This is a genomic window from Aeromonas sp. DNP9 (genome assembly GCF_001728955.1).
Taxonomy (GTDB): Bacteria; Pseudomonadota; Gammaproteobacteria; order Enterobacterales; family Aeromonadaceae; genus Aeromonas; species Aeromonas veronii.
The window spans coordinates 52,677-75,180 of record NZ_LYSQ01000006.1 but is presented as its reverse complement, the minus strand read 5'-3'; the positions used below and the strand labels follow the sequence as shown (position 1 = coordinate 75,180).

Below are 22,504 nucleotides of genomic sequence, written 5' to 3'. Positions count from 1 at the left end.
TGGCCGGGGTGCTGCCGGGGGCGCCCCTGATTTCCCCGTCAGTGGGAGGAACTTCACACAAGATGCGGATGAACGCCGCCCAACGGCGGCGATCTGCTTAACCGCGATCCAGCAAGGCTCTGACCGCAGCCACCTTGGCGCCATCGGTGATATTGACCCGACCATCATCCGAAGTGCCCATATTCACTCCGTGCGGCACCATGCCACCGCGCCAGCCCATGCCGGACATATGCACTTCGCTCACCCCGGTGAACTCGATGATGGTACGCACGTTGTCGGCATTGACCCCGGCGCCCGGCATCAGGCTGGCACGCCCCGCCAGCGCCTGCTGCATCTCCTGCAGGGTCTCCAGCCCTGCCAGCGCGGTCGGCGCATGGCCCGAGCTCAGAATGCGCTCGCAACCTGCAGCAACTATGGTCTCCAGATCGAGGCGCCAGTCGGAGGAGAGGTCGATGGCGCGATGGAAGGTGACCCCCAACGGCCCTGCTGCATCCACCAGCTGTTTGAGCCTGGCGGCAGGCACCCGCCCCTCCTCATCCAGCAAACCGACCACCACCCCTTGCAGCCCCGCAGCGCGCGCGGCCGCGATATCTTTCAGCATCATCTCGAACTCGCCGTCGTTGAAGCAAAAATCCCCGGCGCGCGGGCGGATCATGGCATAAACCGGCACGCTGGCGTGGCGGGCTGCCTGCTGCATAAAGCCGTAGGATGGGGTCAAGCCGCCCAGACCCAGCGCAGAGCAGAGCTCGATGCGATCCGCCCCGGATTGCTGGGCGGTGAAGAGGGATTCCAGGTTGTCGATACAGATTTCAAGACGGGTCATGAGGACTCCTTTTTCGGGGAGATCAGACCCCACATCTGATCTCATAGATTGAGCAAGGCTGCGCCGCGCACACCACCGGCACCGCCGAAGCGGGCCTGGCGGATCTCGGGTAGGGCGACCCCGGGCAGCAAGTGACCGGGCAGACGCAGCGGCAGCTGTTCATAGAGGGCGGGCAGGCCGCTCAGGCCGCCCCCCAACACCACCACCTCGGGATCAATCACCGAAATGGCGGTGGCAAGCCCGGCGGCCATGATCTCCAGCCAGCAGTCGACCGTCTCGACCGCATGGGGTTCATGGGCCTCGAAGCGTCCCACAATCTGGTGACCCGTGGCGCGCTGGCCATGGAAATGATGATAGAGACGCTCCAGACCGGTGCCGGAGGCATAGGTTTCAAAACAGACCAGACGGCCGCAGCCGCAACGGGGACGGGGCAACTCGGGGTACTTCATCAGCATGGTCGCGGGCAAGGGGTAGTGACCAATCTCGCCAGCCAGCCAGTTGCGCCCCTGAATAAGCTTGCCCGCCAGATAGACGGCGCCGCCGATGCCGGTGCCGATGGTGACGCCGAGCGCACTGCCTGCGCCGTCGGCTGCCCCTTGATGCACTTCGGACCAGAGGAAGCAGTTGGCGTCGTTATCCACCTTGACCGGTCGCTCCAGCAACTCGGCCAGATCGGCGCCCAAATGGCGACCATTGATGGAGGGCAGATTGGCCGCCACTATGCTGTGATCCTGGCTGTTGATGACACCGGGAAAACCGATACCGACCGAGCCCAGTGCGCCGAAGCGGGCATCCGCCTGCTCGACCCGGGAGCGGATCAGCTGCTGCAGCCCCTCATAATCATTGCCCGGGGTGCTCATGCGCTCCTCGTGGCAGAGGTTCAATGCACCGTCATAGACCGCAAAGGCGATCTTGGTGCCACCGATATCAAAGCCGTAATACATGCCAGCACTCCCTTGTCAGCCCGTGTTTATCCAACTCTGTTCCAAGGGGGACATTGTATTAATTCGCAAAAAAAATAAAGTGACCGAAGGCGAAAAACGGGAGAGTGATCAGAGCAAACGGCTCATTTGTCGCTGCAGGCAGGGCTGCCCGAGGCTTATCAGGGTGCGCTCCTCGCCATCAAAGACGAAGCCGCGGCGCAGGTAGAATCCCTCACCGATGTGGTTGCCATCGAGCAGCCACAATTTGACGCTATGGCAACCGGCGCGGCGCATCTGCATCGCCACCGCCTGCCACAGCCGTTTGCCATAACCTTGTCGCCAGTGGTCGGGATGGAGGTAAAAAGCGCGGATCAGGGCATGGCTCTGCCCCGCTTCCTGCTGTGGTTGCCAGTAGAGCAGGCCAATAACCACCTCATCGAGACAAAGCAGCATGGGCCTTGGGCCCGGCTCGGCCAGACGGCTCTGCCAAATCTGCAGATGGGCGGTGACATCGAGCTGTTCCAGCAGGTCGGCGCCGAGCACCTGACCATAGGCAGCGAGCCAGCTGGCTCGCTGCATCACCGTCATGGCGGCGGCATCATCGCTGCGCGCCATGCGCAGGCTTATGCCTTGCATTGGGGCACCAGACCGTTGGCGCGGGCCTGCTCATAGAGCGGCAACACTTGCGCCTGTTGCGCCTGCAACTCGGCGATCCGGTTCTCGTTGCTCGGGTGGGTGGAGAGCAGTTGCGGCGGGGTGTTGCCACCGGCGGCGGCACTCATGTTTTGCCACAGGGGGATCGCCTCGGCCGGATTGAACCCGGCACGCGCCATCAGCTCAAGTCCCAGCCGATCCGCTTCGCTCTCCTGAGTGCGGCCATAGGGCAGCATCACCCCCACCTCGACCCCGAGGCCAAGGGCTGCCATGGTGGCGCCGCGATACTCGCTGGTGCCCATGGCAATGTCCGCAGCCGCCAGACCAATCCCCGCCAGCTGGCTGCGCGAGAGTCGTTCGTTGGAGTGTTGGGCCAGTACGTGAGTCAACTCGTGGCCGATGACGGTCGCCAACTGATCCTGATTCTTGGCCACCTTGAGCAGACCGCTGTAGACACCAATCTTGCCGCCGGGCAGGGCGAAAGCGTTGACCTGTTTGGAGTCAAACACCACCACTTCCCAGTTGGTGATGCCATAGCTGGCCGGCACCTGGGCGGTCACCGCCTTGGCGACACAGGAGACATAGGCGTTGAGTTTGGCATCCTTGCTCACCTTCTCCTGCTTTTTCATCTGCTCGAAGGAGTCAGCGCCCAGCTGGTTCATCTGCTGGGGAGAGTAGAGCAGCATCTGGCTGCGGCCGGTCGGCGACTGGGCGCAGGCGACCAGCAGGGAACTACAGAGGGCTACCATGCCAAACTTGGTGAGGGACGCAATCATGAAGGGATCCTTTGCCATAACGTTGCCCTATTCTCGGAAATGCCGCCCTGCTGCGCAAGGGAGCCAGCCCCCGGCTGGCGGAAAAATATCCATCCTGCGCTATTAACAAAACTGACAGCCGCCAAAAACAAAACGAGCCCGCTTGGGGCTCGTTTTATCAGGGCATGCTGACTGTAGGCAGTTACATGATACCCAGCTTTTTCAGGTCAGCCTGTACCACCTTGGCCGGCACCGGCACGTAGCCATCTTTGGCAACGATGTTCTGGCCTGCTTTGGAGAGCATCATCTTGACGAACTCTTGCTCCATCGGGGAGAGCGGCTTGTTCGGATGCTTGTTCACGTAAACGTACAGGAAGCGTGACAGCGGATACTTGCCAGTGATGGCGTTATCGGAGGTCGCTTCGATGAAGGTCTTGCCATCCTTGGAGAGCGGTACCGCACGCACGCCGGAGGTGACATAACCGATACCGGAGTAGCCGATGCCGTTCAGGGAGGCAGAGACAGACTGCACCACGGAGGCAGAACCCGGCTGCTCGTTCACGCCGCTCTTGAAGTCGCCGTTACACAGGGCGTGCTCCTTGAAGTAACCGTAGGTACCGGATACGGAGTTGCGACCGAACAGTTGCAGATCCTTGCTGGACCAGTTGCCGTCCAGACCCAGATCAGACCACTTGGTGGCAGCCTTGGCTTCGCCGCACTTGAGGGTGCTGGAGAAGATGGCGTCGATCTGCGGCATGGTCAGCCCTTTGATGGGGTTGTCCTTGTTGACGAACACCGCCAGGGCATCGACAGCAACGCGGATGGCAGTCGGCTTGTAGCCGTAACGCTTCTCGAATGCTTCCTCTTCACCGGCCTTCATGGCACGGCTCATCGGGCCGAACTGGGCAACACCTTCGGTCAGGGCAGTAGGGGCGGTAGAAGAACCGGCGGCCTGGATCTGCACGTTGACGTTGGGGTACAAACGCTTAAATTCTTCGGCCCACAGGGTCATCATGTTGGCCAGGGTGTCCGAGCCGACAGAGGACAGGTTGCCCGAAATGCCGCTGGTCGGTGTGTAATCCGGCAGGTCTTTATCCACACCGGCAGCCAGGGCGCTGACAGAAAACAGGGTTGCTGCGGTGAATCCGATTACACCAGCCAGTTTGTTGAGTTTCATCCAATCTCTCCAAAGTTACAGAAGGTCCGTTCTTAAGACGGCGCCAGTATCTGACCTGGCAGTGACAAATTTATGGATCTAATGTGACACTTTAATGACATGACGACAGATTTGAACAAATGAAAAGAGGGCCCGTTCAAAGGCCCTCTTTTTGCAGCTAACTCATTGCCATAAAAGACTATTTAATCACCACCATCCGGCTCGGAATGAGAAAGCTGAAGCGGCTGCCAAGGCCAACCCGACTCTCGATATCGAGCTGGCAGTCGTGATGACTGAGGGCATGCTTGACGATGGCAAGGCCCAAGCCTGAGCCGCCGGTATGGCGCGAGCGTGCCTTGTCGACCCGATAGAACCGCTCGGTCAGCCGCGCCAGATGCTCGGGGGCAATCCCCTCCCCTTCATCACTCACGGCAAACAGCGCCATCGCCCCCTGCTTGCGCCACTCCACGGTAATTTTTCGCCCCGCCGGGGTGTAGTGGATGGCGTTATAGACCAGGTTGGAGACGGCACTGCGCAACTGCTCCTGATCCCCGCGTACCAGCAGATTGGGCTGCACCACAAATTCGATCTGGTGGGCCCGTTCGCCCGAGAGCGCCCGCGCCTCCTGCTCCAGCAGCCCCAGCATGGCAGGCATGTCCACCAGATGGGAGAGATCCACGGTCGGGGCCGCCTCGATACGGGAGAGGGTGAGCAGCTGATTGACCAGATTATCCATCCGGATGGTCTGCTCCATCATCACCCGATGCGCCTTGGCCCACATGGCGGGCGGGGGCGGCTCCTCGGTCATCTCCAGATAGCCCTTGAGCACGGTCAGCGGGGTGCGCAGCTCGTGAGAGACGTTGGAGACGAAGTGCTTGCGGGTCTTCTCGAGACTGCGCAAGCGGGTGACATCGCGCACCACCAGCATCGCCTGATCCGAGGCGTAGGGCATGATGCGAAACTCGAGAAACTTCTCCTCATTGACTGGGGAGTGCATCTCGAGGGGCTCGTCATATGCCCCCTTGCCCAGATAGGCGTTAAAGGCCGGATTGCGAATGAGGTTGCCGATATGCTGGCCGGCATCCTCCGGCCAGCGAAAACCGAGCAGTTGCTCCGCCAGCCGGTTGCACCAGAGGATGCTGCCATCGGTGCGAAACACCACGGCGGCATCGGGCAGCGCCTCGGCCCCCTCCCGGAAGCGGCGGATCAGCCCCGCCAGCTCGCGGCGGCGGGCGCGGTGACGCTGCTGCAACTTGTAGATACCGTTGAAGATGTACTCCCAGCTGCCATTGCCGCTGGGGGGCACCAGACTGCGGTCGTGCCACAACCAGTCAGAGAGCCGCTTCTGGAAGCGATAGTGCCAGCCCAGATGCAACACCGCCGCCACCAACAGGCAGAGGGCAAGATGATCAATCAACCAGCCAACCAATGCGAAGGGGGCGTAAAAAAACGCCATTCGCCACAACTGTCGCCGCCAGGCGTAAGGTTGCAACATAACTGCCTCTAGAGACGGGTTGAGAAGCGGTATCCGGCTCCACGCACCGTCTGGATCAATCTGTCGTGCCCTGTCTCTTCAATCGCCTTGCGCAGGCGACGAATATGCACATCCACGGTTCTGTCCTCGACGTACACATTGGTACCCCAGACATTATTGAGCAGCTGTTCACGGCTGTAGACCCGCTCGGGGTGAGTCATAAAGAAGTGAAGCAGCTTGAATTCGGTCGGCCCCATGTCGAGCGCCTTCTCTTCGGCACTGACCCGGTGGGAGACAGGATCGAGTTTCAGCCCCTGCACCTCGATCACCTCGTCTACCGAGGTGGGCGACACGCGGCGCATCACCGCATGGAGGCGAGCGGTCAGCTCCTTGGGCGAGAACGGCTTGGTGATATAGTCGTCGGCACCGGCCTCCAGACCACGCACCTTGTCCTCCTCTTCACCGCGGGCGGTGAGCATCACCACCGGGATCTGGCGCGTCACCTCATCCTGCTTGAGCTGCTTGATAAACTGGATGCCACTGCCGCCCGGCATCATCCAGTCGAGCACGATGAGTTCGGGGTAGGGTTCGCGCACCTTCGCCAGTCCATCGGCGTAATCTTCCGCTTCAATCGTCTCATATCCCTTCTGCTCCAACACGAAGCAGAGCATTTCGCGGATCGGTGCTTCGTCCTCGACCACCAGAATTCGCTTAGCCATTCCCTTCTCTCTCCTCTGTGAAGATGGGTGCGCCAATTATTAGAATTTTCTGTGACACTTTTATGACTTTATGACAGGCGGGATGATAAACGTTTTCAGATTCAGTTGGCAGCAGTACGTTGCAACAAGTCCCACCGGTTGCCGCTAATATCCTCAAATACCACCACGGTGCCATATGGTTCATCGCGGGGCTGTTCACAAAAATGAACACCGTACGCCTGCATGCGCTGGTAATCCCCCCAGAAATCAGTGGTCTCGAGGAACAGAAATACCCGGCCACCGCCCTGCTGGCCGATGGCGGCCTGCTGCTGCGCATTGGCCGCTTGTGCCAGCAGCAGTGCAGAACCGGAGGCACCTTTGGGGGCAACCCGCACCCAGCGCTTGCCCGGTTTGCCCGGTTCATCGAGCCGAGTGTCCTCCAAAAGCGCAAAGCCAAGACCCTCGGTAAAAAAGCGAATGGCCTGATCGTAATCAGCCACCAGCAGGGTCAACGCCCCTATATGTTGTGACATGGCAGAAAATCCTCAACGGATGAGTCAACGGGCGCAATGCCCCCAGCAAGGGCGCATCATATCGGCTGGATGGGCAGGGCTCCAGTCGTCATGTGCGTCTTGAAAACGACCGATGAGGGGGAGTGAGCACTCAAGGGGCTTCGCGCAGCGTCCGGTAGAGGGTGGTGCGGCTGATCCCCAGCTGGCGCGCGGCCTCGCTCACATTGCCGCTGCATGCCGCCAGCGTTTGCTGCACCTGCCGCCGGGTTTGTTCACGCAAGCTGGTCGCCTCCCCCATCGGCAAGGCGCCGGGCTCTGTGGCCACATTGGGCAGATGCAGGTGGGCGGGTTCTATCCAACCCAACCCCTCTGCCAGCACACAGGCCACTTCCAGTGCCTGCTTGAGCTGGCGCACGTTGCCGGGCAGCGGATGGGCCAGCAGCTGTTGCTCCGCATCGCGGGTCAGACGCAGGGTCGGGTCCATCTCCGCCAACAGTCGCTGGATCAGCCCCAGACGCTCAGCGGCAGGCCAACGGCGCAGCGGCATCAGCTGCTGGCGCCAGCCGCAGATCCGGTAATAGAGGTCTTCGCGAAATGCGCCACTCTGCACCATGGCCGCCAGATCCCGGTGGCTGGCACTGACCAGCCAGAAATCCACCGCCTCCGGCTTGTGACTGCCAACCGGCGTCACGCTGCGCTCCTGCAATACCCGCAGCAGTCGGGTTTGAGCCTGCAGCGGCAGTTCGCCAATTTCATCGAGCATCAGCATGCCGCCGTGGGCTGCACGCAGATAACCCTGACTGCCCTGGCTGCGGGCACCGCTGAAGGCCCCGCCTACATACCCAAACAGCTCGGCTTCCACCAGATCTGCTGGTAACGCGCCACAGTTGACGCACACCAGTGGCTGCTCCCGCCGACTCGACGCTCGGTGCAGGGCCCGCACCAGATGCTCCTTGCCGCTGCCGGTCTCCCCCTCGATAAGCAGCGAAATGCCGCGCTCCAGCATCTTGAGCGGCACCTGCTGCGGATGTGGCACTGGGCTTGAGTGACCCGGCAGCGCGGTGGTGGCCGGTGTCGCGTCCGCTTCTGGCACCAGCCGCAAGCCACGCCCCTCGCGCAGCAGTTGCCTGCCGTCGAAAGGGTGCTGGCCGAGCCAGAGTCGGCCTGCCCGGTTGGCGCCGAGCAGTTCCCCCTCCTCTCCCAGCAACAGGCGAGCGGACCAGAGGCTCTGGGGATCGAGATCCACCAGCCAGCCCGGCTGGCGTGCCAACAGCGCGTTTTCGAGGGTCATGGCCAACAGCCGCACCGTGCCCAGCATGTCGCCATCGTGATGGGCCGCATCGGTGGAGATATCGAGCACCCCGAGTAATTGCCCATTCGGCCCGAGCAACGGACTGGCGCTGCAACTGAGGAAGCTGTGCTGGGCGAAGAAGTGCTGATTGCCTAGCACCTGCACTTCGCTCTGCTCGGCCAGCGCGGTACCGATGGCGTTGGTACCCTTGCTCGCCTCCCCCCAGCGGGCGCCACTGCGCAAAAAGATACGCTCGGCATGGCGGGCGAACCCCTCATCACCACTGGCGGCCAGAATGGCCCCCTCACCGTCACACAACAACAGGCGACAGGGGCGACCCGCCAGCAACTGGGCAAACAGCGGCAGCACGAAGCGCTGGAAGCAGGCGATCAGCGCCCTGTGCTGCTCCTGACGGGCCGACAGCTCCCCCTGGGGCAGCAAGTCCAGATCGGCACTCTGCTGGCGGCTCAGCCCCTGATGCAGGCAGCGCTGCCAGGAACGCTGGATCGGACCGGGACCGGGTTGAAGTGACTCACTCATCACGCCTCCTGTTCACAAACAGCACGACTGTCTCGGCCACTGTCCAGAAACGGTACAGTTTTATCGCAATAGCCGTGGTCATTGGTTAACCAAGATACGCTGCCATACCCCGCTTTGTAACGTTTTTGTAACCTTTTGCCTGCTGGTCAGACCCTTTGGCACGCCCCTTGCGATATCAGCTGGCAACCGGTCTGTCAGCCAGTCCGGTCAGGATCACATACATAAAGGATGATGAGATGATTTATACCGCTCCCGGTCAGGCAGGTGCCCTGGTCAGCTTCAAGTCCCGTTACGACAACTTCATCGGTGGTGAGTGGGTGGCGCCGCGCGCCGGCCGCTACTTTGAAAATATCTCGCCGGTGGATGGCAAAGTATTCTGCGAGGTCGCCCGCTCCGACGCCGCCGATATCGAGCTGGCGCTTGATGCCGCCCACAAGGCGTTCACCAGCTGGAGCAAGACCAGCGTCACCGAGCGCAGCAACCTGTTGCTGCGCATCGCCGATCGCATCGAGCAGAACATCGAGCGACTCGCCATCGCCGAAACCTGGGAGAACGGCAAGGCGGTGCGTGAAACCCTGGCGGCAGACCTGCCGCTGGTGGTGGATCACTTCCGCTACTTCGCTGGCTGCATTCGCGCTCAGGAGGGCTCGGCCGCCGAGCTGGATCAGAACACCGTCAGCTACCACTTCAAGGAGCCCATCGGCGTGGTCGGTCAGATCATCCCGTGGAACTTCCCGCTGCTGATGGCTGCCTGGAAGCTTGCCCCTGTGCTGGCGGCCGGTTGCTGCAGCGTGCTCAAGCCCGCCGAGCAGACCCCGGTCACCATCATGCTGATGATGGATCTCATCAAGGACATCCTGCCCCCCGGCGTAGTCAACGTGGTAAACGGCTTCGGCGCCGAGGCAGGTCAGGCGCTGGCCACCAGCAACCGGATCCAGAAACTCGCCTTCACCGGTTCGACCGAAGTGGGCGCCCATATCCTGCGCTGCGCCGCCGACAAGCTGATCCCCTCCACCGTGGAGCTGGGCGGCAAGTCCCCCAATATCTACTTCGCCGACGTGATGCAGCACGAGAGCAGCTACATCGATAAGGCGGTAGAAGGGATGTTGATGACCTTCTTCAACCAGGGGGAAGTATGTACCTGTCCCTCCCGCGCGCTGGTGCAGGCCAGCATCTATGACGACTTCATGGACCGAGTGCTGGCCCGTGCTCGCACCATAGTGCAGGGCAACCCCCTCGATACCGCCACTCAGGTGGGGGCGCAGGCGTCCCGCGAGCAGTTCGACAAGATCCTGGGCTACATGGAGATCGGCCGCGGCGAAGGGGCCAAGATGCTGATCGGCGGCGGTCCGGCCAAGGTGAGCGGACTGGAGGGGGGATTCTACATCCAGCCCACCATCTTCTCCGGCCAGAACAAGATGAGGGTGTTCCAGGAGGAGATCTTCGGGCCGGCGCTCGGGGTCACCACCTTCAAGGACGAGGCAGATGCTCTGGCGATTGCCAACGACACCCAGTACGGGTTGGGGGCAGGCCTGTGGACCCGCGACAGCAATCTGGCCTGGCGCATGGGGCGTGGCATTCAGGCTGGCCGGGTCTGGGTCAACTGCTACCACGCCTACCCGGCACACGCCGCCTTTGGCGGTTACAAAAAGTCGGGGATCGGCCGCGAGACCCACAAGATGATGCTGGACCACTACCAGAACACCAAGAACCTGTTGGTGAGTCACGACATCAACCCGCTCGGCTTCTTCTAGCGCAAGCAGATGTCATCAGAAAGGGCGCCTGTGGGCGCCCTTCTTGTTTTGCTTTACCAGATGACATGTCCGGCGATTAGTTATCTGCCCGATTGCTGGCGATAACGCTGGGGGGAGCAGCCGAGCTCCCGGTTGAACATGGCGATAAAGGCCGAGGTGGAGCCGTAACCGAGCCGCCAGCTGATCTCCTGAATGGGCATGTCCCCCTTGAGCCAGGCCAGCGCCTTGAGCAACCGCAGCCGCGCCCGCCACTGACCGAAACTCATCCCCAACTCCCGCAGGCAGCGCCGCGCCAGGGTGCGCTCTGTGGTGTGCAGTTGTCCGGCCCACTGAGCCAGAGTACGGGGATCGGCAGGATCGCTGTGCAACGCCGCCAGCATGGGAGCCAGCAGCTTGTCCTGACTCATCGGCAGGTAGCTCTCCTGACAGCGGGTGCGCGCCAGTCGCTCCACCAGTAGCTCGGCTTGGCGCTGATCCCACTCATCCGCCATATGGCTTACCCGCCGTTCGCAAAAGTCGCTCAGCAGGGCGCGAATAAGTGGGGTGAGCAGCAGCAATCTGGGCTCTGGCGGCAGCTTGGCCGCCAGCTCGTGGCTGACGTAGATGGAGGTGTAGTCGAGGGTCTGCTCGTTGTAGGAGGTGTGGTCGAGACCCGCCGGTACCCAGATAAGATAGTCGGCAGGGGCCACCAGTCGCTGATCCCCCAGCTCTATCTCCATGATCCCCAGGCTGATCATGTTGAGCTGGCCCCAGGGGTGGGAGTGCAGCACGGTCGCGCTGTCGGCCAGCATCTGCTGGTAACTGAAATAGAGCGGATTGGGAGCGGGCAGAACGACATCTACCGGCTGAAAGTGGTGAGTGGCCATCAGCGCCCCTTGTCAGCGAGAGAGAGGAGCAGGCTTGATACAACGCCCTGTTGGCTCGGTCTCCGGCACAGGCCAAAAGCAGCCATCAGTTGCGGGCAGACGCAGTCCGTATGGGCCGGAATAAGGTGCATCAGAAAGAGTTGTCTTTTCCGCTGGGTCATCTGTCTGTTTTACGCTACTTGATAATATAAAGACAAGGGTAGACTTGGCCCCCTGTTAATAAGGAGCCTCTGATGCGAATCTTTTCCCCTCTTCTCTTTCCGCTGATGGCTGTGCTGATCTGGGCTACCAATACCGTGGTGTCCAAGGCGGCCGCCAGCGTGCTCGACCCCGCGGCTATCTCCTTCTATCGCTGGGTGATTGCCGCCCTGGCGCTGACCCCCTTCTGTCTGCCCACCCTCTGGCGGCGACGCAGTGAGGTTCGCCCCTGGCTCGGCAAGCTGCTGGTGCTGGCGGCCCTCGGTATGGTGCTCTACCAGTGTCTGGCCTACTACGCCGCCCACAGCACCTCGGCCACCAATATGGGGGTGATCGGCTCCCTGATTCCGCTGCTCACCCTGCTGCAAGGGGCGCTCTTCTTCGGCCAGCGTCCCGGCAAACAGGCACTGTTCGGCATGAGTCTCTCCCTGTTCGGGGTGCTCTGGCTGCTTGGCAAGGGCGAACCGCTTGCCCTGCTCCACAACGGCATCAACCCGGGGGATGGCATGATGTTGTTGGGCTCCGCCAGCTACGCCCTTTACGGCCTATTGATCCGCCGCTGGCACCTGCCGTTTGGCCCCTGGCTCAACCTCTACATGCAGATCCTGCTGGCGGTACTGCTGCTGGTGCCACTCGCCCTCAGCGCCGACTCGATGGCAGTGCCGGCCGAAGGGTGGGGACTGGTGCTCTTCGCCGGGCTCGCCTCCTCCCTGCTGGCGGCTTACTGCTGGATGCGCGGCCTCGCCTGCATGGGGGCAGAGCGCACCTCGGTCTTTATGAACCTGATGCCGCTCTGTACGGCGCTGATCGCCGTCGTCGGCCTGGGGGAACCGATCCATGGCTACCACCTGCTGGGTGGCGGGCTTATTCTGGGAGGCGTGATGATCTCCCAGCTGAAAAAGCGTGTCCCACTGCCGGAACGCAATGCGGCCTGACGGGCAACATGCAAAAAACAACAAGGGAGCCGCTGGCTCCCTTGTTCATTTCTATCGTGCTCTAACGACGGTGAACCGACTTCACCCCGCCCGGCGCCAGCGGTAGCGCCGCTCCGGCCGCCCCCGCTGACCATAGTTGAGATCCACATCGACCCGGTCTTCCGACTCCAGATACTCCAGATAGCGGCGCGCCGTGGTGCGGCTGAGGGAGAGTCGCAGCGCCACCGTGTCGGTGGAGAAGACGTTCTCCGGCTCGCCCGCCAGCAGATCCAGCACCTGACGCAGGGTGATGCTGTCGATCCCCTTGGGAGTGACGCGCATCTCCTTGATCTGAGAGCGCCCTCCCTTGCCCAGCAGCTTGTCGAGATCTTCCTGCTCCAGACGACCCCGCTCGCAGAGGCGGCTGTGCAGTTGCAGGATCTCGTCCAGACTCTGCTGGATGCGAAACAGCCGCAATGGTTTGATGACATAGTCATGAACCCCCAGATTGAGGGCCTGCTGTATGGTCTCCACATCCCGCGAGGCGGTCACCATGATGACATAGGCTTCGCGGTTGTGGCTGCGCAGGCGGCTCACCCACTCAAGGCCGGAGCCATCGGGCAGGGAAACATCCACCAGCAGCAGTTGGGGCACCACACCAGCCATCATGGCATCGGCCTGGGCCAGGGTGCCGGCCCGCCCCAGCAGGGAGAAACCGGGTGTCGCCGCTACCAGTTCTGACAAGATGGCACCGATCCGATCGTCATCTTCAATAACAAGCGTGATTATTGGGTCCATGGCTCACATTAATTGGTTTTTATTCAAGTAGATACCAAACAGGGTGGTCTGCTCGGCGGTTCGCCGCCATTCTATCACACCCTCGTGCCGACCCACGGTCTCCTTGACCAGGAACAGACCCACCCCGTGATCGCCGCTCTGGCGACTCACCCCGTAATCGAACAGATGATCGGCCAACTCCTCGTCGACCCCCTCGCCGCTATCCTCCACCTCGATCACCAGCCGCCGCCCCACATCGCACAGGGAGAGCAGCACCCGCGGCGGCCGCTGCTGGCGGTTGCGCCAGGCCGCCTGCAGGCCGTTATCCAGCAGGTTGCCAATGAGGGTGATGAGATCGGCTGAGACCGAGGCCGGATACTCCGCCAGCGCCGAATCGGGATCGAGCTCCAGGGTCACCCCGAGCTCGCGGGCCCGGCTGAACTTGCCGAGAATAAGCCCCGCCACCGGCTTGTTGTCGATCAGCCGCAGCAGCTCCTGCAGCATGGTCTGGCACGCTTCGTTCTCCTGCTGGATCAGCTCCACCGCCTGATCCACATGGCCCAGCTGCAACAGGCCGGAGAGGCTGCTCAGCTTGTTGGCGAACTCGTGGCTCTGCATCCGCAGCATCTCGGCATACTGGCGCAGATGGGTCACCTGCACCCCCAGACTGGCGGCCACCTCCGGACGGCTGAAGATCAGCAACCGCCCCGGCCCCTTGCCCTGCACCGCCTGCCAGCGGCCGACGAAGGACTCTCCCTGAATGGTGAAGCTCACTTCCCCACCCTCCTGCTCCAGACAGGGGGCAAGGGGCGGCACCAGCTCCGCCAGCGACTGCCCTTGCAGGGCGTGGCGCCCGGTGACCGGCAGCCGCAGCTGATAGCTGGCGGTGCTGTTGATCATGTTGATGTTGCCGCGACTATCGAGGGCGATGACCCCTTCGGTGATGTGCTCCAGCACCAGATCCTGCAGGGTGAAGCGACGCACGATCGCCTCCGGCTCCAGATCGAGCAGGGTCTTGCGCAGCAGGTATTGCACCCAGAGCGCCAGCAGCAGACCACACCCCAGCACCGCTACTATGGCGCTGATGAGCAGGGCCACCCGCTCCATATAGATGCCCTCCACCTGCTGCATCAGGTAGCCCACCACCACGGCCCCCATGACGCGCCCGTCACCGCCCACCACAGGGGAGAAGCAGCGGATCGCCGGCCCCATGGTGCCCCGATCCTTGGAGCAGTAGCTGCGCCGCTCCTGCAGCGCGGGCCAGATATCCTCGCCGCGAAACTTCTGCCCCACCAGCTCGGGGTTGGGGTGGCTGAGGCGGCGACCATGCTCATCGGTCACCACCATATAGGTGGCATCGGTGCGGTTGCAGACCGCCTCCACATAGTCGCGCAGGGTAGGATCACTCCCCTGACGCAGGGCCTCGACCACCCGGGTATCGGCCGCCATGACCCGTGCCAGATCGCTCCCCTTATCCTGCAGGTTGCTCTCCAGCAGATGACGGATAAAGAGAGCCAGCAGGCTGCCCAGAATGAGGATCAGCAGCAGGGAGAGCCCGAGAGAGAGGGTGACCAACTGGTGGCGAAGTTTCATGCACATACCTTAAAACGTCAGGACGCTGCCCAATAGTGCGGATGCCACCAGGTCTGGTCAATCAAAGGTGCCGGATCGCCGACAAAATCGGCCAATCTTTCCTCGCGGGCGCAGAGCGCCACCGCTCTGGCGACGGCGCGGGCCACCTCTCCCACCTGTTCGATGGGGGGCAGCAGCCGGCCCGCCACCAGCGGATAGGCGCCGACTGCCCGCACCGCGGCCAGCAACATGCCATCGCTGATGCGGCGCGCCTTGACGGCGCAGGCTCCGAGGCCAATCCCCGGGAAGACATAGACGTTGTTGCACTGGGAGACCACCCGCCGCTCCCCAGCCACCGTCACCGGCGCAAAGGGGCTGCCGGTGGCCAGCAAAGCGCGGCCATCTGTGGCGGCCCACACCTGCTCGGGGGTGGCCTCGGCGCTGCGGGTCGGATTGGAGAGTGGCAGGATCACCGGCTGATCGCACACCTCCCCCATCGCCTGTAACACCTCGCCAGTAAAGAGGCCGCCCTGACCGCTCACCCCGATCAGCACCGCCGGGCGCACCTGGCGGATGGTCTCCAGCAGCGAACTGCTCCCCTCCTCCACGGCGCGGGCAAACGGCTGCTGGGCGCGAGTCAGGTTGGGACGATCGCTGCAGACCACTCCGTCCTGATCAAACAGCCAGACGCCATCGTGGCTCCCCGCAAGCTGGGCCAGCATGGCGGCGATGCCGCAACCGGCAGAGCCCGCCCCGACGATCAGCACCGGGGCATCGCACAGGGCGGTCCCCGCCTGTTGCAACCCGGCCAGCACGCAGGCGGAGGCGACTGCCGCCGTGCCCTGAATATCGTCGTTGAACATGCAGAGCTCGTCCCGATAACGGGTCAGCAGGTTGGCGGCATGCTTGCCGGCAAAGTCTTCAAACTGCAGCACCACCTGGGGCCAGCGCTTGCGAATAGCGGCCACCACCTTGTCCATAAAGTGGTAGTAGCTCTCGCCGTCGATACGCGGGGATTGCCAGCCGAGGTAGGAGTCATCCTCCAGCAGCTCGGGGTTGTTGGTGCCCACATCGACACAGAGCGGCAGGGTGCGCGCCGGATTGATGCCGCCAGCAGCGGAGTAGAGCGCCAGCTTGCCGATACAGATCCCCATGCCGCCGATACCGAGATCGCCGAGCCCCAGCACCCGCTCCCCATCGGAGATGACGATCACATCCACCTCCTGCTCCACCGACTCGAGGATGTCGTCGAGATCGTCCCTGTCATGCCAGGAGAGATAGAGCCCGTGGCTGCGCAGATAGAGATCGCTGTGGCGCTGGCACGCCTCCCCCACCACCGGGGTGTAGATGATCGGCAGCAGCTCCGGCAGGTGGTGGCGCACCAGATCGTAGAAGAGCACCGGATTGTCCTCTTGCAGCTGGCGCAGCAGCAGATGCTGGTCAAACGGACTCTGCATGGCGCTGACCAACCGATAGATCCGGCGCCGCTGCTGGGAGAGGGACTCCTCCTTGTGGGGCATACGCCCCCGCACGCCCTGACGCTTGCGTTCTGCATAGGGCAGGCTGGTGCCCATCATGATGTCGTTCATTTTGTTTGTTCCTCAATCCGGTATCAGGCGAGCAGGGAGATAAGAGCAGTAGCCAGGATCAGCATCACGGCGCCGCCAAGACGGGAGGATATCTGGGCAAAGGGCATCAGCTTCATCCGCTGGGCCGCCGAGAGCACGGCTACGTCGCCGGTGCCGCCCATGTTGGCCATGCAGAGCCCGCCGGTGATGGCCGCCTCGATGGGATAGAAACCGATCATCCGGCCCACCAGCGCCGCGCCGAGGGCGCCACCGATCACGGTGACCATGACCAGCACGAAGTAGCTGATGGAGAAGGCACTGATCAGTTCCGGAATACTGGTGTAGGCGACACCGATCCCCACCAGCAGGGAGGGGGTCAGGTTGCTCACCACAAACTGATACCAGTCGGCCGCCGCCTGCTCATAACGGCGCGGCAGCAGGCCGCTCACCTTGATAAAAGCGACCGCCAGGATCATCAGGGCGAAGGGGTGCATGGGGATAAAGTTGCCAAGCAGGGAACCCAGCACAAACATGCTGGAGCTGATGAAAAGGCCCATACCCAGACTCTGCAGGGTCGGCGCTTCGGCCTGCTCGTCAGCAATGCTCTGGCTATTCTCTTTGACCATCAGCTTGCCGTTGCCAGTCAGGGAGGGATAACGGCGACCAAGGCGCGCCAGCAGGGAGCCCACCAGAATGGCCAGGGTATTGGCGATCACCACCGCCGGTACCATGCGCGACAAGAGATCCGCACTGGACATCTGCATCGGGCCGGAGAGGATCTCCACCAGGGGCACCGCACCGGCGCCCATGCCACCGCCCATGATGGGCAGGCCGATCAGCAACACCGCATTCTTGAAGCCATACCCCATCAGGGAGCCGACCAACCCCACGCTCAGCAGCGCCAGTGCGACGCCGCCAAGAATGACCGGCAGGTAGCGCATGGCGGCATTTTTCAGCAGCGCGCCGCTCATGCCGAACACCGAACCGGTCACCAGACTGGCGATAAAGAAGTTGAGAAAGCCCCCCTCCTTCATGAAGTTGGTGATGACCTGCCCCGCCTGCACCGGCAGCAACTGATATTCAAACAGGGCGGCACCGCCGAAGATGGCGAGGATGGTGCCGCCCCCCAGGTATTCGCGGATCGGCATGATCCGCTCACCCAGCTCGGTCAGCAGGGTGCCCAGCACGAACATCAGCGCCAACGCACCGACCATGCCCAGCGGCAGCGAGCCATTCCAGCCGGAAAAGAGAACACAGGTCGCCAGCCCCAGAAATATAAAGAGAGGCATACCGGCAATTTGTTGGCCGCCCATCAAGGCGGCCTTTTCTTGTGTGGTTTGTAGGGGTAAGAGGTTTTTCATTGTTATGTACTCTGCGTGTAATTGTGGCCGCTACTTTATTGATCCCCCTCGCCCCTGTCGGTTAGCCAGACTGCAAAGCCATATAAAAACATTAAAAACTTAAACATCATGGTGCCGCCAACGCGTGCTGCACAATAGAACCCCCGACCACCGATGCCCTGCTCGACCAGGAAATTGGGCGATAAAACGAGCGAGCCCAATGGTGGATATTTGGGTGATCAGCAGTAATAACGATGTGATGATCTCTCCCCCTTCGGGGAAATAGCAGAGCCAGATGACAAGCTCTGCGACCATTTATCTCCACAGATCCTGTGAGTGATAATCAGCGGGTAGCATCATCGCCATGATGCGAGTGCCACGGCATGCCACATCAGGGTTTAAGTCAGCGAGCAGGAAGCACGTACGATGAAAAAGGGTGAGGAGAAAGATGCAAAAAGGGGAGATTGAAATAGTGATGAGTCAAGCCAGCGAATACCAGAGCACTGGCTTGAACTCACAAGGATCACACACGGTCAGGTCTATTCTGCCAACAGCAATGGAATATTGGCGGGGTCAAAATCATGACTGATATCGGTACTTCTGATAGCGCCTTCCCGATTCACGCCATGGTGTGACTCTGCACCATATTCTCCATCACTCAACAGCGCTTCAATTGCCAGATACACACATCCACTGTCATATCCATCCACAACCCGTTTCCCCCTTGTTTTATAACCACATCAATATTAGCGGATAAAAAAAGCGCCGCTCGCTGAAGCTGAAAATTTCATGAAAATAACTGCCGGATATCCTCCATTCACGGCGCAATATCCGAATCGGCAAGAGAGCCTCGAGTGGATTAGCCTCGAGAATAATATCAGGGTCTCGAATGCTGCCAACTCGCACCAGCGAAAGATCCGACCAGAAACATGATCCGCATCACACTATTTACTTAGCCTGCTAAACAAGTATGATACTTAGCAGGCTAAGTACATTGAGGATGAGAAGATGACGGATCTGGAAAGGTTGCGCGAGCTGTCGCTCGCCGAGCAGATAGCGCGGATGCACCGGCTATGGCGTACTGCCGCCGATCTGGAGCTGGCTCCCCTTGGCCTCACCCATCCCCGCTGGACTGCGCTCTGGAAGCTCTCCCGCATGGGGAACCATGTCAGCCAGAAGACCCTGGCCGAAGCCCTCGAAATAGAACTGCCATCCCTGATGCGCACCTTGGGCCAGCTGGAAGAGCAGGGACTGATTGAGCGCCACTGTTGCAGTCAGGACAAGCGGGCCCGCATCGTCTGTGTGACCCCGGCTGGCCAGACCCTGCTCGATCAGATCGCCGACCGCATCATGAATATCCGCCGGGAGCTGCTGGGGGGCATCGACGAGCAGACCCTGCAACTGTTTGAAGCCACGGTGCAGCGGATCTCGGCCAACGCCCTCAGCAAAATTGAACAACACCACGACCGACAAGCCGGAGGCGATACAAGCCCTCCCGAGACCGACACAGAGAGAGAATAAGATGACCCCGGATCAACAATTTACCCGCTGGATCAAATGGTCCATGGCGGGCTTTGCCACCTTGTTTGCCTATTTTCTGATAGCCGACCTGCTGATGCCCCTCACCCCTCAGGCGATGGCGACCCGGGTGGTCACCAAGCTGGCCCCCCAGGTGAGCGGCAAGGTGATCGAGGTCGCCGTTCACAACAACCAGCAGGTCAAGAAAGGAGATCTGCTGTTCAGGCTGGATCCGGCCCCTTTTGAACTGGCAGTGGAGCAGGCCCGCCTTGCGCTGGCACAGGCAGAGCAGCAGAACAGTGAACTGGATGCCGCCCTGACCGCCGCCGTTGCCGAGATCAACGCCAAAGAGACCCTGGCCAGCCAGAAGTGGCGCGAGGCTGAGCGGATCGATGCGCTGTACCAACGTCACATGGTTTCGCTGCAACAAAAAGATGAGGCTGACAGCGCCCTGCGCAGCGCCCAGGCCAACCTGCGCGCCAGTCAGGCCAAACTGGCCCAGATCAAGGCCAGTCGTGGCGTGACCGGTGAGGACAATCTGTTGCTGCGCCAGGCCCGCAACAAGCTGGCGCAAGCGCAGCTGGCCCTCTCTTACAGCCAGGTCCACGCGGATCAGGATGGCACCATCACCAACCTGCAGCTCAAGCCGGGCAGCATCGCCAGCGCGGGCAGCCCGCTGCTGGCGCTGGTGTCGGAACAGGTGGACGTCATTGCCGATTTTCGGGAGAAGAGCCTGCGCCATGTTGGCGAGCAAACCCGCGCACTGGTCGCCTTCGATGGCGAGCCGGGTCAGCTATATCCTGCCCGGGTAAGCAGTCTGGATGCCGGGGTGAGTGCCGGTCAGTTTGACGCCAACGGTCGACTGGCCGCGCCAGTGGAGTCTGATCGCTGGGTAAGAGATGCCCAGCGGATGCGGCTGCACCTCGAGCTGGACCAGCTCCCCGATCATCTGCCAGCCGGGGCGAGGGCCACGGTGCAACTGCTGCCGGAGAATGCCCTGACCGCCATGCTGGCACGGGGCCAGATCCACCTGCTCAGCCTGCTCCATTATGTCTACTAACCACGCCACTCACCCGTCGGCCAATACCGCCCCAGCCCACCCCGCCGGTGGTGCTGCCACCCACCTCTGGTATCGGCCCCTCACCGGCAACGAGCTACGCCAGTGCTTGCGCATCGCCTTTGGCTGCACCACGGGCTTTCTGCTCTGCAAGCTGTTTGGCTGGAATTACGGGGTCTTCTATACGGTCACACCGGTGCTGCTGCTGGGGATGGTGCCGGTGATGAATGGCCATGCCGCACGCCAGCTGATCGCGGCGGCGGTGGTCTGTGGGGTGGAGGTCGGGCTGCTGGGGGGGCTGTTTGGCAGCCATCCGGCGCTGATGACCCCTATCGCCTTTCTGCTGTTTCTCTACCGTTTCGCCGCCATGTCGCGGGGCAGCCTGTTTCTGTTCGGGGCCAACGGGGTGCTGAGCCTCAGCATCATGCTGCACTTTGCCAGCTATCCGCAGACCGACCTCAACGACCTGATCCTCAACAATATCTGGGCCAGCGTGCTGTCGGTGCTGATCGCTTACCTGATGACCATGCTGATCCCGGATGTGGAGGCCAGACCCAAGCCCGCCTCGGCCCCCAAGGCACCGCACCGGATGCGCCATGAAGCCCTGCTGGGTGCCACGGTGGCCACCCTGTCGTTTCTGGTATTTCAGGTGTTTGACCTGCGCGACTCCATGTCTGCCCAGGCCACAACCCTGCTGGTGCTGTTCCCCATGCACTGGAACGGCGCGCTGAGCTATGCCCGCAAACGGGCGATGGGCACCTTGCTGGGTGTCACCTTCGGCTTGCTCGGCCAGCTGCTGCTCTATGACTGGTCAGGGCAACTGCTGCTTGTCGCCCCGTTACTGTGGCTCGGCGCCATGCTGTTCAGCCATGCCCACGTCAAGGAGGCAGGCGGCTCCGGGGTCGGCTTCGGCGCCCTCACCACCCTCGGCATCCTGTTTGGCCAGTACCTCACCCCGGGCAACGATCTGGTGTTCAGCGCTCTCTACCGGGTGAGCAGCATCCTGTTTGCCATCGTGGCCACTCTGCTGGCCTGCTACCTCGTCCACCGGTTGCTCAACCGCTTCGAGGCAACCCGCTTCGGTTATTGATCTCCTGTTGTAAACACTGTTGTCAGCCCATGGATGAGCTCTCTTTCGCCCCGTCGCCTGCCGGGGCGTTTTTTCTCTCCCTCGTGTTCCTCCCTTGTCATCCCCCCGCCGCCACAGCTCAGCGCAGAAGTACGGCTATGCTTGTAAGGCTGCTGTCGATGAGGTGTACCTATGGTCGCGTTGCTAAAAAAATGGCTGGTTTGTCTGATGCTGTTGGCTACCAGCCCGCTCGGGGCCACCCCGCTTGTCATTGGTGCCGAAGATGACTGGGCTCCCTACTGCGAGCGCGACAATGACAATGAGGATGACCAGCCACGCGGACTGGCGCCTGAGTTGGTCAAGGCGGTGTTCGCCGCCGAAGGGATCGAGATTGTCTTTCGCACCCTCCCCTTCGCCCGCTGCATGCACGATGCGAAAAGCGGCAAACTTGCGGGGTGCTTCAACGCCACCATCACCGAAGAGAACCGCTACCAGTACCACTGGCACGATACCCCCATGTTCGAGGAGGATCTTGCCATCTTCGCCCTCGCCAGCGAGCCGCAACGGGATCTCAAGCTCACCTCGCTGGAGGGCAAGCGGGTGGGCATCACCCTCGGCTACACCTACCCCACCGATTTTATGGAGAACCCCAGGATCACCCGCTTTCAGGCCAAATCCGATGCCCAGATCCTCGAGATGCTGGTGCGCGGCCGGGTCGACTACATCCTGATGAACGGCATGCCGGGCTACCTCAAGATCCAGCAAAAACAGCTGACCGGCAAGGTGGTCAAGGTTGGCAAGCTCTCCACAGATGGCTTCTGGCTCGCCTTCTCCCGCCACCACCCGCAAGGGGAAGCGCTGGCCAAACAGTTCGAACAGGGGCTGCAGAAGATCAAAAACAACGGCATCTATGAGACGCTGATCCGCCAGTTTGAAACCAGACTTGGCCTCTACTGATTGACGATGCCTTCCTGATAGCGCCCCCTCATACTCGCGCGGTATGCCGGACAGCCAGCGACGCACCGAATGGCAACGCTGATTGCAC

Annotated in this window: 21 protein-coding genes; 6 read left to right on the top strand and 15 right to left on the bottom strand. The window is 61.7% G+C overall.

All coding sequences use genetic code 11. The features are described from left to right. Positions 1-97: 97 nt before the first annotated feature. From A9G06_RS05690 to A9G06_RS05650, 9 genes are all read right to left on the bottom strand, one after another. Positions 98-823: a copper homeostasis protein CutC gene (locus A9G06_RS05690; RefSeq protein ID WP_069554547.1), complete on the bottom strand. Its 726-nt coding sequence runs from the start codon at positions 821-823 to the stop codon at positions 98-100. Positions 824-864: 41 nt separating this feature from the next. Continuing rightward, positions 865-1,767, bottom strand: a complete 903-nt coding sequence (locus tag A9G06_RS05685) for an ROK family protein (RefSeq protein WP_069554546.1) — start codon at positions 1,765-1,767, stop codon at positions 865-867. Between the two features lie 108 nt (positions 1,768-1,875). Continuing rightward, positions 1,876-2,382 (bottom strand): GNAT family N-acetyltransferase, encoded by a 507-nt coding sequence (locus A9G06_RS05680; RefSeq protein WP_005338408.1) that lies wholly within the window; start codon positions 2,380-2,382, stop codon positions 1,876-1,878. Then, complete coding sequence (locus A9G06_RS05675; RefSeq protein ID WP_005338409.1) at positions 2,370-3,176, bottom strand: M48 family metallopeptidase; 807 nt, start codon at positions 3,174-3,176, stop codon at positions 2,370-2,372. Before A9G06_RS05675 ends, A9G06_RS05680 begins: the two co-directional genes overlap by 13 nt. A gap of 181 nt (positions 3,177-3,357) precedes the next feature. Continuing rightward, on the bottom strand, positions 3,358-4,332 hold the full coding sequence (locus A9G06_RS05670; RefSeq protein ID WP_005338411.1) for a phosphate ABC transporter substrate-binding protein PstS family protein: 975 nt from the start codon (positions 4,330-4,332) through the stop codon (positions 3,358-3,360). A gap of 178 nt (positions 4,333-4,510) precedes the next feature. After that, positions 4,511-5,806, bottom strand: a complete 1,296-nt coding sequence (gene phoR / locus A9G06_RS05665; RefSeq protein WP_021229135.1) for a phosphate regulon sensor histidine kinase PhoR — start codon at positions 5,804-5,806, stop codon at positions 4,511-4,513. A gap of 8 nt (positions 5,807-5,814) precedes the next feature. After that, positions 5,815-6,504: a phosphate regulon transcriptional regulator PhoB gene (gene phoB / locus A9G06_RS05660; RefSeq protein ID WP_005338414.1), complete on the bottom strand. Its 690-nt coding sequence runs from the start codon at positions 6,502-6,504 to the stop codon at positions 5,815-5,817. Between the two features lie 101 nt (positions 6,505-6,605). Beyond that, positions 6,606-7,016, bottom strand: coding sequence for a VOC family protein (locus A9G06_RS05655; protein ID WP_021229136.1), 411 nt, complete (start codon positions 7,014-7,016; stop codon positions 6,606-6,608). A 130-nt stretch (positions 7,017-7,146) separates the two neighbouring features. After that, on the bottom strand, positions 7,147-8,826 hold the full coding sequence (locus A9G06_RS05650) for a sigma-54-dependent Fis family transcriptional regulator (RefSeq protein ID WP_069554545.1): 1,680 nt from the start codon (positions 8,824-8,826) through the stop codon (positions 7,147-7,149). A gap of 236 nt (positions 8,827-9,062) precedes the next feature. Here A9G06_RS05650 and A9G06_RS05645 point away from each other — a divergent pair, with 236 nt between their 5' ends. Then, positions 9,063-10,580 carry an aldehyde dehydrogenase family protein gene (locus tag A9G06_RS05645; RefSeq protein ID WP_042079825.1) on the top strand — a complete coding sequence of 506 codons (1,518 nt, stop codon included), beginning with the start codon at positions 9,063-9,065 and terminating at the stop codon, positions 10,578-10,580. An 80-nt stretch (positions 10,581-10,660) separates the two neighbouring features. On the opposite strand, the gene A9G06_RS05640 is transcribed toward A9G06_RS05645, so the two are convergent. After that, on the bottom strand, positions 10,661-11,446 hold the full coding sequence (locus A9G06_RS05640) for a helix-turn-helix transcriptional regulator (protein ID WP_069554544.1): 786 nt from the start codon (positions 11,444-11,446) through the stop codon (positions 10,661-10,663). A gap of 233 nt (positions 11,447-11,679) precedes the next feature. Between A9G06_RS05640 and A9G06_RS05635 the strand changes: the two genes are divergently transcribed. Continuing rightward, complete coding sequence (locus A9G06_RS05635; RefSeq protein ID WP_069554543.1) at positions 11,680-12,579, top strand: DMT family transporter; 900 nt, start codon at positions 11,680-11,682, stop codon at positions 12,577-12,579. An 81-nt stretch (positions 12,580-12,660) separates the two neighbouring features. On the opposite strand, the gene A9G06_RS05630 is transcribed toward A9G06_RS05635, so the two are convergent. The 5 genes from A9G06_RS05630 to A9G06_RS22245 form a co-directional block, all read right to left on the bottom strand. Next, positions 12,661-13,356 carry a response regulator gene (locus A9G06_RS05630; RefSeq protein WP_005338420.1) on the bottom strand — a complete coding sequence of 232 codons (696 nt, stop codon included), beginning with the start codon at positions 13,354-13,356 and terminating at the stop codon, positions 12,661-12,663. Between the two features lie 3 nt (positions 13,357-13,359). Continuing rightward, positions 13,360-14,928: a sensor histidine kinase gene (locus A9G06_RS05625; RefSeq protein ID WP_069554542.1), complete on the bottom strand. Its 1,569-nt coding sequence runs from the start codon at positions 14,926-14,928 to the stop codon at positions 13,360-13,362. Between the two features lie 17 nt (positions 14,929-14,945). Beyond that, entirely contained in the window at positions 14,946-16,496 is a 1,551-nt protein-coding gene (locus A9G06_RS05620) for an NAD-dependent malic enzyme (protein WP_069554541.1), read from the bottom strand. Positions 16,497-16,519: 23 nt separating this feature from the next. Further along, positions 16,520-17,836, bottom strand: coding sequence for a 2-hydroxycarboxylate transporter family protein (locus A9G06_RS05615; protein WP_069554540.1), 1,317 nt, complete (start codon positions 17,834-17,836; stop codon positions 16,520-16,522). 518 nt (positions 17,837-18,354) lie between these two features. Continuing rightward, positions 18,355-18,525 (bottom strand): hypothetical protein, encoded by a 171-nt coding sequence (locus tag A9G06_RS22245; protein WP_162838752.1) that lies wholly within the window; start codon positions 18,523-18,525, stop codon positions 18,355-18,357. Between the two features lie 298 nt (positions 18,526-18,823). Between A9G06_RS22245 and A9G06_RS05610 the strand changes: the two genes are divergently transcribed. The 4 genes from A9G06_RS05610 (at position 18,824) to A9G06_RS05595 (ending at position 22,416) form a co-directional block, all read left to right on the top strand. Then, a complete protein-coding gene (locus A9G06_RS05610) occupies positions 18,824-19,336 on the top strand; it encodes a MarR family transcriptional regulator (RefSeq protein ID WP_005349886.1) in 513 nt (170 codons plus the stop codon). Position 19,337: 1 nt separating this feature from the next. Continuing rightward, positions 19,338-20,393, top strand: coding sequence for an HlyD family secretion protein (locus tag A9G06_RS05605; protein WP_069554539.1), 1,056 nt, complete (start codon positions 19,338-19,340; stop codon positions 20,391-20,393). Beyond that, positions 20,383-21,480 carry a DUF2955 domain-containing protein gene (locus A9G06_RS05600; protein ID WP_216093210.1) on the top strand — a complete coding sequence of 366 codons (1,098 nt, stop codon included), beginning with the start codon at positions 20,383-20,385 and terminating at the stop codon, positions 21,478-21,480. Before A9G06_RS05605 ends, A9G06_RS05600 begins: the two co-directional genes overlap by 11 nt. A gap of 207 nt (positions 21,481-21,687) precedes the next feature. Then, complete coding sequence (locus A9G06_RS05595) at positions 21,688-22,416, top strand: ABC transporter substrate-binding protein (RefSeq protein ID WP_253182311.1); 729 nt, start codon at positions 21,688-21,690, stop codon at positions 22,414-22,416. Positions 22,417-22,504: the final 88 nt, after the last annotated feature.

What these genes read in the sequence shown, in the direction of transcription:
- A9G06_RS05640 (WP_069554544.1), bottom strand. Translation starts at nt 11,446, where the DNA reads ATGGCCACTCACCACTTTCAGCCGGTAGATGTCGTTCTGCCCGCTCCC.
- A9G06_RS05610 (WP_005349886.1), top strand. Translation starts at nt 18,824, where the DNA reads ATGACGGATCTGGAAAGGTTGCGCGAGCTGTCGCTCGCCGAGCAGATA.
- A9G06_RS05630 (WP_005338420.1), bottom strand. Translation starts at nt 13,356, where the DNA reads ATGGACCCAATAATCACGCTTGTTATTGAAGATGACGATCGGATCGGT.
- A9G06_RS05685 (WP_069554546.1), bottom strand. Translation starts at nt 1,767, where the DNA reads ATGTATTACGGCTTTGATATCGGTGGCACCAAGATCGCCTTTGCGGTC.
- A9G06_RS05655 (WP_021229136.1), bottom strand. Translation starts at nt 7,016, where the DNA reads ATGTCACAACATATAGGGGCGTTGACCCTGCTGGTGGCTGATTACGAT.
- A9G06_RS05620 (WP_069554541.1), bottom strand. Translation starts at nt 16,496, where the DNA reads ATGAACGACATCATGATGGGCACCAGCCTGCCCTATGCAGAACGCAAG.
- A9G06_RS05625 (WP_069554542.1), bottom strand. Translation starts at nt 14,928, where the DNA reads ATGAAACTTCGCCACCAGTTGGTCACCCTCTCTCTCGGGCTCTCCCTG.
- A9G06_RS05635 (WP_069554543.1), top strand. Translation starts at nt 11,680, where the DNA reads ATGCGAATCTTTTCCCCTCTTCTCTTTCCGCTGATGGCTGTGCTGATC.
- A9G06_RS05690 (WP_069554547.1), bottom strand. Translation starts at nt 823, where the DNA reads ATGACCCGTCTTGAAATCTGTATCGACAACCTGGAATCCCTCTTCACC.
- A9G06_RS05670 (WP_005338411.1), bottom strand. Translation starts at nt 4,332, where the DNA reads ATGAAACTCAACAAACTGGCTGGTGTAATCGGATTCACCGCAGCAACC.
- A9G06_RS05645 (WP_042079825.1), top strand. Translation starts at nt 9,063, where the DNA reads ATGATTTATACCGCTCCCGGTCAGGCAGGTGCCCTGGTCAGCTTCAAG.
- phoB (WP_005338414.1), bottom strand. Translation starts at nt 6,504, where the DNA reads ATGGCTAAGCGAATTCTGGTGGTCGAGGACGAAGCACCGATCCGCGAA.
- A9G06_RS05615 (WP_069554540.1), bottom strand. Translation starts at nt 17,836, where the DNA reads ATGAAAAACCTCTTACCCCTACAAACCACACAAGAAAAGGCCGCCTTG.
- phoR (WP_021229135.1), bottom strand. Translation starts at nt 5,806, where the DNA reads ATGTTGCAACCTTACGCCTGGCGGCGACAGTTGTGGCGAATGGCGTTT.
- A9G06_RS05650 (WP_069554545.1), bottom strand. Translation starts at nt 8,826, where the DNA reads ATGAGTGAGTCACTTCAACCCGGTCCCGGTCCGATCCAGCGTTCCTGG.
- A9G06_RS05680 (WP_005338408.1), bottom strand. Translation starts at nt 2,382, where the DNA reads ATGCAAGGCATAAGCCTGCGCATGGCGCGCAGCGATGATGCCGCCGCC.
- A9G06_RS05600 (WP_216093210.1), top strand. Translation starts at nt 20,383, where the DNA reads ATGTCTACTAACCACGCCACTCACCCGTCGGCCAATACCGCCCCAGCC.
- A9G06_RS05595 (WP_253182311.1), top strand. Translation starts at nt 21,688, where the DNA reads ATGCTGTTGGCTACCAGCCCGCTCGGGGCCACCCCGCTTGTCATTGGT.
- A9G06_RS05605 (WP_069554539.1), top strand. Translation starts at nt 19,338, where the DNA reads ATGACCCCGGATCAACAATTTACCCGCTGGATCAAATGGTCCATGGCG.
- A9G06_RS05675 (WP_005338409.1), bottom strand. Translation starts at nt 3,176, where the DNA reads ATGATTGCGTCCCTCACCAAGTTTGGCATGGTAGCCCTCTGTAGTTCC.